At 62.8% G+C, this 14,675-nt stretch carries 16 protein-coding genes; 8 read left to right on the top strand and 8 right to left on the bottom strand.

The features are described from left to right. The first annotated feature begins 1 nt into the window (after position 1). Positions 2-601 (top strand): SCO family protein, encoded by a 600-nt coding sequence (locus ACESMT_RS14685; protein ID WP_372827335.1) that lies wholly within the window; start codon positions 2-4, stop codon positions 599-601. A 97-nt stretch (positions 602-698) separates the two neighbouring features. Here ACESMT_RS14685 and rpoH read toward each other — a convergent pair whose 3' ends face one another. From rpoH to ACESMT_RS14655, 6 genes are all read right to left on the bottom strand, one after another. Next, positions 699-1,643 carry an RNA polymerase sigma factor RpoH gene (rpoH, locus tag ACESMT_RS14680; RefSeq protein WP_372827334.1) on the bottom strand — a complete coding sequence of 315 codons (945 nt, stop codon included), beginning with the start codon at positions 1,641-1,643 and terminating at the stop codon, positions 699-701. A 428-nt stretch (positions 1,644-2,071) separates the two neighbouring features. Further along, on the bottom strand, positions 2,072-2,368 hold the full coding sequence (locus tag ACESMT_RS14675; RefSeq protein WP_372827333.1) for a hypothetical protein: 297 nt from the start codon (positions 2,366-2,368) through the stop codon (positions 2,072-2,074). Positions 2,369-2,425: 57 nt separating this feature from the next. Then, positions 2,426-2,884: a DUF962 domain-containing protein gene (locus ACESMT_RS14670; RefSeq protein ID WP_372827332.1), complete on the bottom strand. Its 459-nt coding sequence runs from the start codon at positions 2,882-2,884 to the stop codon at positions 2,426-2,428. 159 nt (positions 2,885-3,043) lie between these two features. Next, positions 3,044-4,054: an Ldh family oxidoreductase gene (locus ACESMT_RS14665; RefSeq protein ID WP_372827331.1), complete on the bottom strand. Its 1,011-nt coding sequence runs from the start codon at positions 4,052-4,054 to the stop codon at positions 3,044-3,046. 12 nt (positions 4,055-4,066) lie between these two features. Further along, a complete protein-coding gene (locus tag ACESMT_RS14660) occupies positions 4,067-5,242 on the bottom strand; it encodes a UxaA family hydrolase (protein WP_372827330.1) in 1,176 nt (391 codons plus the stop codon). Between the two features lie 149 nt (positions 5,243-5,391). After that, entirely contained in the window at positions 5,392-5,673 is a 282-nt protein-coding gene (locus ACESMT_RS14655) for a UxaA family hydrolase (RefSeq protein WP_372827329.1), read from the bottom strand. Positions 5,674-5,834: 161 nt separating this feature from the next. Here ACESMT_RS14655 and ACESMT_RS14650 point away from each other — a divergent pair, with 161 nt between their 5' ends. After that, positions 5,835-6,581, top strand: a complete 747-nt coding sequence (locus ACESMT_RS14650) for a GntR family transcriptional regulator (RefSeq protein ID WP_372827328.1) — start codon at positions 5,835-5,837, stop codon at positions 6,579-6,581. Next, positions 6,578-7,618 carry a YeiH family protein gene (locus tag ACESMT_RS14645; RefSeq protein WP_372827327.1) on the top strand — a complete coding sequence of 347 codons (1,041 nt, stop codon included), beginning with the start codon at positions 6,578-6,580 and terminating at the stop codon, positions 7,616-7,618. The genes ACESMT_RS14650 and ACESMT_RS14645 overlap by 4 nt, the downstream gene beginning before the upstream one ends. Positions 7,619-7,630: 12 nt before the next feature. Here the strand turns inward: ACESMT_RS14645 and ftsY are convergent, their stop codons facing one another. Next, a complete protein-coding gene (gene ftsY, locus ACESMT_RS14640; protein WP_372827326.1) occupies positions 7,631-8,788 on the bottom strand; it encodes a signal recognition particle-docking protein FtsY in 1,158 nt (385 codons plus the stop codon). A 52-nt stretch (positions 8,789-8,840) separates the two neighbouring features. Between ftsY and ACESMT_RS14635 the strand changes: the two genes are divergently transcribed. Genes ACESMT_RS14635 through ACESMT_RS14615 form a run of 5 tightly spaced genes read left to right on the top strand, consistent with a single transcriptional unit; the run spans position 8,841 to position 13,210 of the window. Continuing rightward, entirely contained in the window at positions 8,841-10,295 is a 1,455-nt protein-coding gene (locus ACESMT_RS14635) for a M16 family metallopeptidase (RefSeq protein ID WP_372827325.1), read from the top strand. A 42-nt stretch (positions 10,296-10,337) separates the two neighbouring features. After that, complete coding sequence (locus ACESMT_RS14630; RefSeq protein WP_372827324.1) at positions 10,338-11,693, top strand: M16 family metallopeptidase; 1,356 nt, start codon at positions 10,338-10,340, stop codon at positions 11,691-11,693. After that, entirely contained in the window at positions 11,690-12,343 is a 654-nt protein-coding gene (rsmD, locus tag ACESMT_RS14625; RefSeq protein WP_372827323.1) for a 16S rRNA (guanine(966)-N(2))-methyltransferase RsmD, read from the top strand. Before ACESMT_RS14630 ends, rsmD begins: the two co-directional genes overlap by 4 nt. Positions 12,344-12,397: 54 nt before the next feature. Further along, positions 12,398-12,925: a pantetheine-phosphate adenylyltransferase gene (gene coaD / locus ACESMT_RS14620; protein WP_372827322.1), complete on the top strand. Its 528-nt coding sequence runs from the start codon at positions 12,398-12,400 to the stop codon at positions 12,923-12,925. Positions 12,926-12,928: 3 nt separating this feature from the next. Beyond that, a complete protein-coding gene (locus tag ACESMT_RS14615; RefSeq protein WP_372827321.1) occupies positions 12,929-13,210 on the top strand; it encodes a YfhL family 4Fe-4S dicluster ferredoxin in 282 nt (93 codons plus the stop codon). Positions 13,211-13,293: 83 nt separating this feature from the next. On the opposite strand, the gene miaB is transcribed toward ACESMT_RS14615, so the two are convergent. Further along, on the bottom strand, positions 13,294-14,640 hold the full coding sequence (gene miaB, locus ACESMT_RS14610) for a tRNA (N6-isopentenyl adenosine(37)-C2)-methylthiotransferase MiaB (RefSeq protein WP_372827320.1): 1,347 nt from the start codon (positions 14,638-14,640) through the stop codon (positions 13,294-13,296). Positions 14,641-14,675: the final 35 nt, after the last annotated feature.

The following is a 14,675-nucleotide window of genomic DNA, read 5'->3' as shown; positions in this document are numbered from 1 at the left end:
TATCAAGTTCATAGCTGGTGGCGCTTTATGGACGGGGGCTGCAGGCCTTTTTGGCTTGATGGCCGGCTGCACCGACGCAAAGCCGCAGTTCGCCAGCATCGACATCACTGGCGCCGACTATGCGAAGGACTTTGCGCTGGCTGACCATAACGGCCAGATACGCAGCATCAAGGATTTCCAGGGCAAGGTGGTGGTCATCTTTTTTGGTTTCACCCAGTGCCCGGACGTCTGCCCGACCTCCATGGCCGAACTCGCCGAGATCAAGAAAATGCTGGGTGCCGACGGCGAGCGCCTTCAGGGGTTGTTTGTCACGCTCGACCCCGAGCGCGACACACCCGAGGTGCTCAAGGCCTACATGGCCAACTTTGACCCGGGCTTTTTGGCGCTGCGCCCGGAGCTGGACAAGCTGCCGCAGGTGGCCAAGGACTTCAAGATTTTCTACAAGAAGGTCGATGGCCGGGCGCCCGGCAGCTACACGCTGGACCATTCCGCCGGCAGCTATGTGTTCGACCCGCAGGGCCGGGTGCGCCTTTACAGCCGCTACGGCAGCGGCGCGCCGGCGCTGGCGGCCGATGTGAAGCTGCTGCTCAAGGGAAGCTGACACCTCCGCGAAGGCAAAAAAAAGCCTGCATACGATGGTCGTATGCAGGCTGGGTTCCGCCTTTTGCGGCTGGCACCCCTCAAAAAGTGTCAGGGCGTCACGCGTAGGCGGCCAGGACCTTCTTCATTTTTTTCATCGCCGCCACCTCGATCTGGCGAATCCGCTCGGCGCTGACCTTGTACTCTGCCGCCAGGTCGTGCAGCGTCATGCCGCCCGAGCCGTCGTCGTTGACATTGAGCCAGCGTTCTTCGACGATGCGGCGTGAGCGGTCGTCGAGGCCTTCCAGGGCCGTCGCGATGCCGTCGCTGGCCAGGTAATCGCGCTGGCGCGACTCCATAAGTTGCGTCGGTTCCTGCGTGGCGTCTGACAGGTAGGCAATCGGGCCGAAAGCATCTTCGCCGTCATCGCTCGGGCTCGGGTCCAGCAACACATCGCCGCCAGACATGCGCTGCTCCATCTCGATGACCTCTTCGCGCTTGACGTTCAGCGTTTTCGCCATCGAGTCAATCTGGCCTTCGGTGAGGGTGTCGCGGTGCGTCGCTACATCGGCGTCGTCCTTGAAGCCCTGCTTCATGGAGCGCAGATTGAAAAAGAGCTTGCGCTGGGCCTTGGTCGTCGCGACCTTGACCATGCGCCAGTTTTTCAGGATGTACTCGTGCATCTCGGCCTTGATCCAGTGCAGCGCGTAGCTGACCAGGCGAACGCCCTGGTCCGGATCAAAACGCTTGACTGCCTTCATCAGGCCAATGTTGCCTTCCTGAATCAGGTCGGCATGGGGCAGGCCGTAACCCAGGTATTTGCGGGAAGTCGCGACAACAAGGCGCAAGTGAGAGAGCACCAACTTACCGGCAGCATCCAGGTCGTTGTTGTCCTTGAGGCTTCGGGCGAACTCCTGCTCCTGCTCCAGCGTGAGCATCGGCAGGCGGTTGACCGCAGAGATGTACGCGTCCAAATTGCCCAGTGGCGGCAACAGCGACCACGGGTTGGCGCTCGCCAAGGCCGTGCTGGCTGGGGTCACTTTGGGGGAAAGAGCGTAGGACATGAGGCAAAACTCCTTTTTGGAATTCAAATATTAGCACTCTGTTGGAGAGAGTGCTAAGTAATAGGTTCAATGGCTTGCATAGGGTCAGGCTATCCGCGTAAACCCTTGGGCACACCCTGTTGGTACCTTATCGTGCGTGTTGGTTCATTCCTTCCATGTAGGAGGATAACCAGAGATGGGCGTGCCGAACACCTGCAAACCGCAAGGTGTGCAGGCTCTTCCGGCAGCCTGCCAAGGCGGACTGGGGTCGCGCCTGGGCTGTCAGCCACTGCACGTCCACCGCATCACGGACGGCCCAACAGGCCTGGATCAACGCTGCGGTGCTGGCTGTGCCCAGCGAAACAGCAGAGTGGGTTTTGACTGCCACGAGCCGCCGAAAGAGAAAAAGCAGGAGGAAAAAGTAAGCTGGGCGCCGTGCGGCGCAGACCTCAGGGCGTGTGTTTGTCGTCGCGCACTTCACGCGCTTCCACATCGACCACGTCGGGCTCACGGGCTGCGGTGCGGCCAGGTGCACCAGCGCGGGGCCAGATGGCATCGGCGGAGAACTTCTGAAAACGGCCAAACGCCGCAGCCTGCGGCTTCTTGCCGGTCAGCAAGGCCTTGAGCAAGCCCAATGCGATCACGATCAGGCTGGCCACCAGCAAGCTGACCGCAAAAACAGCGGCAAACAACCAGAAGACCAAGCGAAGTAAAAAGCGAAAAAAGCGGCTTATCAATGTGGGCAAGCGTGGATTCCCGGGAAGCAGACAGTGATAATTGAGGGCGAAAGGCCTCACTTCAAGCTACCAGCGCAGGCCCAGTTTCGTAAAGAGTTTGCTCAGCACAAACAGCGGGCCGACCCACAGGTACTGGATATCCTCGAAAAATGACGGTTTTTTGCCTTCGAGTTTGTGGCCGATGAACTGGAGAATCCAGGCGCTGACAAAAATCGCCACGGACAGCTCCAGCACCCGCGGCCCCATGGCAAATACCAGGGCGATGCTCAGCAGTGACCACAGCACCATCGTGAGCAGAAAAGGCAGCGACAGGCGCAGGTAATACACCATGCTGGCGGCAATAAACACATAGGCTACATACGGGTGGATGGCAAACATCATGCCGACCAGGCTCAGCATGATCAGCGGGATGGCAATGAAGTGAATCACTTCGTTTTTCGGGTTGCGGTGGCTCTCGCCATAGTGAGCAAGCAGCTGATCGACACGGCGCATGCTGGAAGCATCGCTGGAAGTGGTGGTTGTCATGGCGGGATCCCTGGCCGGGCAGGTGCCAGCCACAGGAACACTCTAAAGCAAGCAGGCGTGGCCGGACATCAGGGGAATCACCGCCCTGTTCGCCGGGAGACATTTCATGCCGGTTTCTTCTTGGCTCTTTTCAGGTTGGCAGCTGCGCATGGCGCAGGCCTACGCCGCCAGCTGGTCGAGCTGGGCTTTCAATTGATCTGGAATCGTCAGTCCTGATTGTCTGGCCTGTTCTTCCAGCCTGGCTCGCCGTGCGCCTGCCAGGCGCATCCCGTCATCCTGCAGCATCTTGGCGATCAGCGTTTCCATGCGTTCGTAATAGACATCGCTGCCAGCCAGCGCGCCCGGGTCAATCACCACAAAGGCCTGACCTAGGCGCGGTGCATTGCCCTCGTCGACAAAAAACGAGGAGGCTTCAAAACCGAATTGCGCACCAATCACCGCCGTGACCAGCAACTCGACGATCAGCGCCAGCATGGATCCCTTGGGGCTACTGACCGCACCCAACGGCAGCATGGAGCCCGCCAGGCCGGCCTGGGCGTTGGTCGTTGGCTGCCCCTCGCTGTCCAGCGCCCAACCCATCGGAATAGGCCGGCCTTCCCTGGCCGCGACCATCAGCTTTCCGCGGGCTACCTCGCTGAGGGAAAGGTCAATCATCATCGGGGCGGCGTTTCTGCGTGGGAAAGCCGCTGCCACCGGATTGGTGCCGAAAATCGGGTGCCTGCCGCCCGCCGCGGGCATGGCTGCTGGCGAGTTGGCAAAACCCAGGCCGACCATCCCGATATCTGCAACAGCGCGCAAATGGTCTACCAGCACGCCGCAATGGTGGCTGTTGGTGACGCCGGCGAAACACACGCCCAGCGACCTCGCCGTGGTGATGGCGGTGGCGACGGCGAGATCGCAGGCCGGGAAAGCCAGCCCCTGCTTCGCATCGACCAGCAGCGCCGCGCCCTTGTGGCTCGCAATCACCGGCTGCGCGCTGCCATCAGCCCGGCCGTTGCGCAGATGCGTGGCGTACTGCGACACGCGGACCAGGCCGTGGGAGGCCAGACCTTGCGCTTCAGCGCGTACCAGCGCCAGCGCGGTGCTGGTAGCCATGGCTTCGCTGGCGCCGGCATGGCGCAACGCCCGTGTGGCAAGGCGGGTTGCTTCTTCAATCGACAGGTGGGCCATGGCTTCAGATTTTCACGCGCTCTCGAACAGTCGCGTGAGCACAAACTCCCGATGGCCCAGTGCTTCGGCGGCCGTGAGCCGACCATTCGCCGTGCGCAGCATGCTCTCGAGCAGTTTGTCACCGGCCTGGTCCAGCGTGATCTCGCGCTGCAGCAGCCCCGAGGTGTCCACGTCAATGTGTTCGCTCATGAGGCGCACCGTGCGCGGGTTGGAGCAGATCTTGATGACGGGCACGATGGCGTTGCCGATCACATTGCCCTGGCCAGTGGGGAAGAAGTGCAGGGCGTAACCCGATGCGGCGCACAGCGTCACCATTTCGGCGGCGGCGCTGGACGAGTCCATGAACCACAGGCCCGGATGCGTCGGCATTTCGGCCTTGTCGATGACGCCGTCCACCGTGCATTTCTTGCCGATTTTCTGGATATTGCCGAGCGCTTTTTCTTCAATCGTGGTCAGGCCACCTGCAATGTTGCCCTTGGTCGGTTGCGAGTCCGACAGGTCGCTGGTCTTGTGACGGTCAATCACCGCCTGGTAGCGATCAAACATGAACATGAACTTTTCGCGTACGGCATCGTTGGCACAGCGGTCGGCGACGATTTTTTCACCGCCCGTGAGTTCCGTGGTCTCACCAAAACACAGGTAATTGCCCAGCGGATGCAATTTGTCGAAGGCGTTGCCGACGGTCGGGTTGGCGCCGCAGCCCGAGGTGGTGTCGGACTCGCCGCATTTGGTGGACACCCACAGCTCTGAAATGCCACAGACCTCACGCTGCTTTTCGCTGGCCCACTGCACATACTCGCGTGCCGCTTTGGACGCCCGCATGATGGTCTCGTGATCGCCGTGGCCTTCAATGCCGAAACCGACCACGGGCTTGCCTGTGGTGGCGATGCCATCGACCACTTTTTGGGTCCAACTGTCCTCGATACCAATCACGACGACCGCCGCCACGTTGGGGTTGCAGCCGGCACCGATCAACGTGCGAAAGTGCAGATCCAGGTCGGCGCCAAATTGCAACCGGCCATAGGGATGCGGAATCGCCATCGCGCCCTTGATGTTGTGGGCCACGGCTTCGGCGGCGGCGTTGGACAAATCGTCCAGCGGAAGAATGATCACGTGGTTGCGCACGCCGACCCGTCCGTTTTCGCGGCGGTAGCCGAGGAAGGTGGTGTTTTTATCGATGACTGACATGAATGGTCCTTTTGGATTTTTATGAATCGGTGGTTTGTCCGGCGTAGCGAGCGGGCGGCAGGCTAGGCGGAAACCGCAGCCGGGTTGAAAACCCGGCGAGGATTTTCAACGACGCATCCCGTCCGCGCAGTAGCTGGACGGGCCATCGATTACCACCTTTTGGTCTTGATGTTATGGACGTGGGCGTGCTGACCGGCCTTGATGTCGGCCACGACCTTGCCCATGTCGATGCCATACTTCCAGACGGTGTCGCCTGTCGCCATGTCCTTCAAGGCTACCTTGTGGCCGATGGGGATGTCCTGCTGTGCCTGTACGTTGATCATGCGGTCTTCGTCCATGATCCAGCCGGTCATGTCCATGCCGGACTTCACACCTTCCACGACCACGACCGCCACAGTGTCCTTGGCGTCATGCAATACAAAATGAATCATTGGGTTTTCCAGAGGTCCGAAGTTAAATCGAAGCGCCAGTCTAGGCGTCGTAAAGATCTTGTCAATCAACTCATATAAATGACTTGTACGATACCGGGTCGCGGTGTTCCAATGGCGCGGTGCAGGTCAAAAACAGAATCATTCCCCCGAAAGTATCCGCTGTGCAAGAGTCGCTGCCGCTGTATCGACAGGTCAAGCGCGAGCTGCAGAAGATCATTGAAGACGGGCATTACGGTACCGGCAAACCGCTGCCCAACGAAGCCACACTGGCGCGCGCGCTGCAGGTCAGCATAGGCACTCTGCGCCACGCGGTTGACGAGTTGGTGCATGAACATGTGCTGGTGCGGCGTCAGGGCAAGGGCACGTTTGTTGCGCCGCACAACCGTGCCAGATTCATGTTTCAGTTCTTCCAAGTGGAGCCGCGCTGGGACCCCGAAGACGATACGCCGAACGAGCAGGAATTCCCCGGGATCGACTGCATTGCCTTTGCCCGTGACAAGGCCGACGTGGCCGAAGCGCGCGCCCTGCGGATCAAGCCCGGCGAAGCGGTTTTCAGGATTGAAAACAAACTCGCGCTGCGCGGGCGCGTGGTGTTGCACGACCGGCTGGCCCTGTCCGCCGCGATGTTTCGCCACCTCACCGAAAAACGTTTTGCCGAACGGTCGGGGACGATTTACGCGCTGTTTCAAACCGACTTCGGCATCACGGTGCTGCGTGCGCAGGAGCGCGCCCGGGCGGTGGCGGCTGGAAGTACGGTGGCGCGTGTGCTGGGCCTGCCGGCCGGCGCGCCGGTGATGGAGGTTCACCGGTTGGCGCTGACCTTTGGCGACAGACCGGTGGAGTATCGAGTCTCAACCATCAACACGCAGGCGCACGATTACGTCAGCATGTTGTCGAAGGCGCCATGAGCCGGGGTGCGGCCATTCGCGGCCTTGCGCGCCGCTGGCGCGCACAACTGGGCCTGCACTTTCCTGGTGTGCTGGTGTGTGGGGTGATCGCGCTGGCGGCCACTTTTGTCTCCGAGCATTACGGCGGCCCGCAACTGCTGTATGCGCTGCTGATCGGGTTGGCGTTTCATTTTCTCAATGGCGACGCGCGGGTGGTCCAGGGTATCAACTTCTGCGGCCGCACGGTGCTGCGCGTGGGGGTGGCCCTGCTGGGCGCGCGCATCACCTTTGCGCAGGTGGCCGAACTCGGGCTGCAGACCGCTGTGTTGATGGTGCTCGCTGTGCTGTTGACCATCGTGTTTGGCCTGTTGCTTGCGCGCTGGCTGGGATGCTCGCGCGACGAGGGTGTGCTCACCGGCAGTGCGGTGGCCATTTGCGGCGCGTCGGCCGCGCTGGCCGTTTCGTCGGTGCTGCCGCAAACCCGCGAGAACGAGCGCTTCACCTTGCTGGCCGTGGTCGGCGTCACCGTGTTGTCCACCCTGGCGATGGTGGTTTATCCCTTCAGCCTCAATGCCATCGGTTTGACACCGGCGCAGGCCGGCATTGTGCTTGGTGGCTCCATCCACGACGTTGCCCAGGTGGTGGCCGCCGGCATGATGCTGGGCCCGCAAGCGGGTGACACCGCCACGCTGGTCAAGCTGTTTCGCGTGATGCTGCTGATGCCTGTGGTGCTGGTGATCGCGGTGCTTTACCGCAAGCATCCGGGTGTCAAGACGCCCGAGACCGAGGTGCCGCTGATTCCCGGTTTCCTGCTGGCCTTTATTGTGCTGGTGATGCTGGCCAGCGTGGGGACCATCACGCCGGAAATGACCCGGGTCGCCGGTGATGCGTCGCGCTGGATGCTGGTGACCGCCATCGCAGCGGCGGGGGTCAAGACCAGTTTTGAAGACCTGCTCAAGCTGGGCTGGAAACCTGTGGCGTTGCTGATGGGCGAGACGGTGTTTATCGTGTTTTTTGTGCTGGCCGGGGTGTTGCTGCTGAAGCTTGGCGCGGCCTGATCAGGCGTGGCTTCAGGCCAGCAGGGCCTGTGAAAACTCGCGCGCGTTGAAGGTTTCGAGGTCTTCGAGTTTTTCGCCGACGCCGATGAAATACACCGGCACTGGGCGCAGGCCAGGTGAAGTTTTGACGCGCTCGCGCGCCCACAGCGCAATGGCCGCCAGCACACCGCCTTTGGCCGTGCCGTCGAGCTTGGTCACGATCAGACCGGTCAGTTGCAGGATGTCGTCGAACGCCTTGACCTGGCTCAGCGCGTTCTGGCCGGTGTTGCCGTCGATGACCAGCAGCACTTCATGCGGTGCTGTGCTGTCTGCCTTGCCGACGACCCGTTTGATCTTGCGCAGCTCTTCCATCAGGTGCAACTGGGTCGGCAGGCGGCCGGCGGTATCGACCAGCACCACGTCCTTGCCGCGTGCCTTGCCGGCGCTGACGGCGTCAAAACTCACGGCGGCCGGGTCGCCGCCTTCCTGGCTGACGATCTCGACCATGTTGCGGCCGGCCCAGACCTCAAGCTGCTCGCGCGCGGCAGCGCGAAAGGTATCGGCTGCGGCCAGCAGCACCGAGGCACCCTCGCCGGCGAGGTGCCGCGTGAGTTTTCCGATGGAGGTAGTTTTGCCGGCCCCATTGACGCCGGCGACCATGATCACCGTGGGCTTGAACTCGCCGATCACCAGCGCCTGCTCAAGCGGCTTGAGCAACTGCGTCAGCACCTCGGTCAGGATGTTCTTGACGGCGACCGGGTGGGTGACGCCGCTGTCCTTGACCCGGCGTTTGACTTCGTCGAGCAGGTAGCTGGTGGCGCCAGTGCCGGCATCGGCCATCAGCAGCGCCGACTCCAGGTCTTCGTACAACGCATCGTCGATTTGCGTGCCCGTGAACACGCCGGAGATGCTGGCGCCGGTCTTGTGCAGGCCCGAGCGGAGTTTGCTGACCCAATGCTCACGCGGGGCCAGTGTAGCGCCGGGCAACGGAATATCGATGGGTGTCACCAGCGCACTGCCTATCAAGCTGCTGCCCGGTCCGCTGCCAGGTCGGGCTGTGGGGGCAGGTACGGCCGCAGGAGTGGCAGGGGTCGGCGCAGCGATGGCGGGTACAGGAGACGGTGAGGGCTCTACCGCTATCGCAGCGGCGGGGGCATCGGCAGGCTTTTTTTTCTTGAAGAAACTGAACATTGGGTGTGCTTTGGAGTCACACTATTCTATGAAACACAGGGGACAGCACTTCATGGGGTTATTGATCAGATCTTTCGCAGCATCCCGCAGCACCCGCTTGCTGCTTGCTTCCTGCCTTCTCTTTCCCTTCTTTGTCGCACACCCAGCCCGGGCCCAGACCGTCGCTCCTGCCGCCGCACCGGTGACGCAGTTCCAGCTGGCCAATGGCCTGACGGTCATCGTCAAGATTGACCGGCGCGCGCCGACCGCAGCCCACATGCTCTGGGTGCGCGTGGGCGCCATGGACGAGGTGGACGGCACGACCGGCGTGGCGCACGTGCTTGAGCACATGATGTTCAAGGGAACGGCCGAGCTCAAGCCCGGTGAGTTTTCGCGCCGCGTTGCGGCCCTGGGTGGCCGCGAAAACGCATTTACCTCGCGCGACGCCACCGGTTATTACCAGCAAATCCCCTCGGACAAACTCGAAGATGTGATGCGTCTGGAAGCCGACCGGTTTGCTCGCAACCAGTGGGCCGACGAAGAGTTCAAAAAGGAACTGGAAGTCGTCAAGGAAGAACGTCGCCTGCGCACCGAGGATTCGCCGCGTGCGTTGATGTACGAGACCGCCAACGCCGTGACCTTTCTGGCGTCGCCCTACCGGCGACCGGTGGTCGGCTGGATGAGTGACCTGGACGCAATGATGCCCGATGATGCGCGCGCGTTTTACCGGCGCTGGTATGTGCCCGCCAACGCGGCGGTGGTGGTCGCTGGCGACGTCGACGTGGCGCAGGTGCGCCGGCTCGCAGAAAAATACTACGGCCCCATCGCGGCCAGCCCGGTTCCCGCGCGCAAGCCGCGTGTGGAGCCAGTGCAGACCGGCTTGCGCAAGCTCGACTTCAAGGCACCCGCCAGCCAGGCCTATGTGAGCCTGTCCTTCAAGGTTCCAGGTCTACGCTCGCCCGAGGCCGGCGGCGCCCCCGGTGACGCCTTCAACCGTGACGCGCTGGCGCTGACGGTGCTGGCCGCTGTGCTTGACGGTTACAGCGGCGCCCGGCTGGACCGCGCGCTGACCCAGGGCGACAAGCGCCTGGCCGACAGCGCAGGCGCGTCGAATGGCCTGATCGGCCGCGGGCCGCAGCTTTTCTCGCTTGACGGCGTGCCAGCTGAAGGCAAAGCGGCGCAGCAGGTGTCCGATGCACTGCGCCAGCAGGTCGCGCTGGTGGCCAGGGACGGCGTCAGCGAGGCCGAGCTCAAGCGCGTCAAGACCCAGTGGATCGCCGGCGAAACCTACAAACTCGACGCCGTGTTCAACCAGGCCCGTCAGCTCGGCTCCTACTGGATCAACGGCCTGCCGCTGGACACCGACGGGCGCCTGATCAGCCAGCTGCGCAGCATCACAGCCGCTGAAGTACAGGCCGTGGCAGGACGTTATTTTGGTGACGACCAGCTGACCATCGCCACCTTGCTGCCGCAGCCACCGGACCCGGCACGCCGGTCGCGTGCGCCTGCCGCAGCGACACGGCACTGAGCGGCCAGCCCCTTTTTTTCACCGATTTCCCGGGACATATTTGTGAAATTTGCTATTAAAAACAGAGCTGCCTGCGCTTGTCTGATATGGGCTGCAGGCCTTTTTTATCATACGGCTGTGATGGCTGCGATCCCCGTCCAGCAGTGGACGCAACCCGGCGGCGCCAGGGTCTATCTGGTGGAGAGCCCGTCGATTGCCATGGTGGACGTACAGCTTGATTTCGACGCCGGCAGCCGGCGCGTGGCTGCCGGCCAGGCCGGTCTGGCCGGAGCGGCGGCGGCCCTGTTCTCCAAAGGTGTGGCGGCACGCGGCGGTGCGCCAGCCCTCGATGAGAACGCCCTGGGCGAGGCCTGGGCTGACCTCGGTGCGTTCTTTGGCGCTTCGGCCGGTGCCGACCGGTTCAGTTTTTCTCTGCGCAGCCTGACCGAGCCGGACCTGCTGGCCCAGGCCGTGGCGCTGGCGGCACGGCAAATTGCCGAACCGTCTTTTCCGGATGAGGTCTGGCAGCGGGACCGACAGCGGCTGCTGGCGCAGCTCAAAGAGTCGTATACGCGTCCTGGTAGCGTGGCGTCCCGCGAATATGTCAAGGCGGTATACGGCGGCCATCCTTACGGCCACGAACTCACCCCGGCCAGCCTGGAGCGCATCGGGGTGGCCGACATGCAGGCTTTTCATGCCCGTTACTTCACCCCTTGCAATGTGCGCGTGAGCATCGTGGGCGCGGTCACGCGGGTGCAGGCCGACGGGCTGGTGACCGGCTTGCTGGCGCGTCTGCCGGCCACCGATTGCGCTGCGGCGGCAGCGCTGCCGCCGGTGGCTGAGGTGCCCCCCCTGGAGGCGGCCCGCGAGCTGCGCATTCCCTTCGATTCAGCGCAGGCCCACGTACTGATGGGCCAACCCGGCTTCAAGCGCAACGACCCGGATTTTTTTGCCATCACGCTCGGCAACTACATTCTGGGCGGCGGTGGTTTTGTCTCGCGGCTGACCGAAGAGGTGCGCGAGAAACGCGGGCTCAGCTACAGCGTCTCCAGCGGGTTTTCGCCGGGGCGGCATGCGGGCGCTTTCACCATCGGACTGCAGACGCGGCCCGACCAGGCCGCGCAGGCCACCGAGGTGGCGCGGCAGGTGCTGGCAAAGTTCGTCGCCGAAGGCCCGACGGCGGCCGAACTCCAGGCCGCCAAGGACAACCTGGTAGGCGGCTTTCCGCTGCTGATCGACAGCAACCGCAAACTGCTGGGCAACCTGTCGAATATCGCCTGGAACGACCTGCCGCTCGATTACCTGGACACCTGGACCGCGCAGATCGCCAAGGTCAGCGCGGCTGACATCAAGGCTGCTTTTGCGCGCAAGCTCCAGCCCGAAAAAATGGTCACGGTGACGGTGGGAGCGGCACCATGAAGTACACCCCTGCCACCCCAACATCGACCACCGGCAAACTTGCTGCGCGCGCCAGGTCCGGCAAGGTCGTGGCCCGCAAGTCGGTTCCGCCGGGGGAGATACGGATCATCGGCGGACAGTACAAGCGGACCAGGCTGCCAGTTCCCGACAAGCCGGGCCTGCGCCCCACGCCTGACCGCGTGCGCGAAACCGTCTTCAACTGGCTGGGCCAGGACCTCACCGGCTGGCGCTGCATGGATGTGTTTGCCGGTACCGGCGCGCTGGGCTTTGAGGCTGCGTCCCGCGGCGCGGCCGAGGTGCTGCTGTGCGAGCAGGATGCCACCCTGGTAGCGCGCCTCCATGCACTGCAACTCAAACTGCAGGCGGATATGGTCAGGGTCGAACGCGGTGACGGTATCGCGCTGCTCAGGCGGCAGTCGCCGGGCAGCTTGCAGCTGGTGTTTCTCGATCCGCCCTTTGACTCGCCGCTGTTCGAAGGCGCGCTCAAGGCGGCGGCCCAGGCGGTATCCGACCCCGGCTACGTCTACCTGGAAGCGCCCAAACCCTGGGACGACGAGGCGCTGTCTGCTTACGGCCTGAAGGTTCACCGCAGCGGCAAGGCCGGCGCGGTTCATTTCCATTTGCTGGTTCGTAACAGCGCAAGCGCGTAGCCCTGCGGGCGGCAGGGGCACGCACCGCCACAGGGGGCGGGGCATAATTGGGGCATGGCGACCCGCTCCCCACGCTCCCCCATTGCTCGTACAGCGGTTTATTCCGGCACCTTTGACCCTTTCACGCTGGGTCACGCCGACGTGGTGCGGCGTGCCGCCGGCCTGTTCGACGCGGTCGTCATCGGCGTGGCGGCCGCCCACCACAAGAAAACACTGTTCAGCCTGGATGCGCGCATTGCGCAGGTCCAGGCCGAAACGCGCGGCATGGGCAATGTCAGCGTGCTGCCTTTCGACGGTTTGATCATGGATTTTTGCGCCGTGCAAGAGGCTGTGGCCGTCGTGCGTGGCATCCGCAACCTCACCGACTTCGACTACGAAGCGCAAATGGCCGCCATGAACCGCAAGTTGCGGCCCCAGGTCGAAACCATTTTTTTGCTGCCTGAGGCGCCGCTGCAATGTATCAGCAGCACTTTGGTGCGCGAGATCAGCAAGCTCGGCGGCGACGTGGGCCAGATGGTCAGCACTGGCGTGGCCGCCGCGCTGCGCGAGGCCCGCACGGTGGGCGCGCAGAAAGGTGGCTGAGCCATGGCGTTGCTGATCACCGACGAGTGCATCAACTGCGACGTGTGCGAGCCGGAGTGCCCCAACCAGGCCATCTACATGGGGGTTGAGATTTACGAGATCGACCCGCAGCGCTGCACCGAGTGTGTCGGGCATTTCGACGAGCCGCAGTGTGTGCAGGTCTGCCCGGTGGCCTGCATTCCCATCAACCCGGCTTTTGTTGAAAACCGGGAAACGCTTTGGCAGAAGTATCAGCGTTTGCAGGCCGGGCAGCCCGACATTGCGGTGCAATCGCGAATTTCATAAGTGTTTCAGGTCTCCAGCCCTTATACGTCGGGCATGAGCAGCTATTGAAATAATAGCAAGCCCTCGCCCAGGCGTGGTTGGCCTCACGCCAGCTGGGCTGCTTCTTCGCGCAGCAGCACCTGGCCGCGCAGGGAGCGTTGCGAAGCCTCTGTGATGCTGACATCAATCATCTGGCCGATCAGCCGCGTAGAGCCGGTGAAGTTGACGACGCGATTGCACTCGGTGCGGCCCATCAGTTCGGACGCATCCTTGCGCGAGACGCCTTCGACCAGGATGCGCTGCACCGTGCCCTGACGGCTGGCGCTGATGGCGCGCACGTTGTCATCAATGGCAGCTTGCAGCCGCTGCAGCCGCTGCAGCTTGACGGCATGCGGGGTGTCGTCGGCCAGGTTGGCTGCTGGCGTGCCGGGGCGCGGGCTGAAGATGAAGGAAAACGAGGTGTCGTAGCCCACGTCGTCGATCAGCTTCATCATCTTGCCGAAGTCCTCATCGGTCTCGCCCGGAAAACCGACGATGAAATCGCTGCTCATGGCCAGGTCGGGGCGGATCGCGCGCAGCTTGCGCACGGTGCTTTTGTATTCCATGGCCGTGTAGCCGCGTTTCATCGCCATGAGGATGCGGTCCGAGCCGTGCTGCACCGGCAGGTGCAAATGGTTGACCAGCTTGGGCAGCTTGCCGTAGGCATCGATCAGGCGTTGCGTGAACTCGTTGGGGTGGCTGGTGACATACCGGATGCGTTCGATGCCGGGAATGTCGGACACGTACTCGAGCAGCGTGGCAAAGTCGGCGATGTCTGCCGTACTTCCCATGGGTCCGCGGTAGGCGTTGACGTTCTGGCCCAGCAGGGTGACCTCGCGCACGCCCTGGTCGGCCAGGCCGGCAACTTCGACCAGCACATCCTCGAAGGGGCGCGAAACCTCCTCGCCGCGGGTGTAGGGCACGACACAGTAGCTGCAGTACTTGGAGCAGCCTTCCATGATGGAGACAAAGGCGCTGGCGCCTTCGACGCGGGCCGGCGGCAGGTGGTCGAACTTTTCGATCTCCGGAAAGCTGATGTCCACCTGCGGCCTGCCCAGACTGATGCGTTTATTCAGCAGGTCGGGCAGGCGGTGCAGGGTTTGCGGGCCGAACACCACGTCCACATACGGCGCACGTTCGATGATGGCGTCGCCCTCCTGGCTGGCGACGCAGCCGCCCACGCCGATCAGCACGCCCTTTTTCTTCAGGTGCTTGACCCGGCCCAGGTCGCTGAAGACCTTTTCCTGGGCTTTTTCGCGCACCGAGCAGGTGTTGAAAAGGATGAGATCGGCTTCACCGACGTTGGTCGTGGGTTCATAGCCCTGGGCGGCGTGCAGCACGTCGGACATCTTGCCCGAGTCGTACTCGTTCATCTGGCAGCCGAAGGTATTGATAAAGACTTTTTTGCTCATGCGATTTGCTATCCAATTTATAGCTGATTGCCCAC

Source organism: Polaromonas sp. (genome assembly GCF_041689105.1).
In the GTDB taxonomy this organism is placed as follows: Bacteria; Pseudomonadota; Gammaproteobacteria; order Burkholderiales; family Burkholderiaceae_C; genus Polaromonas.
This window is presented reverse-complemented; position numbering and strand designations above follow the sequence as displayed.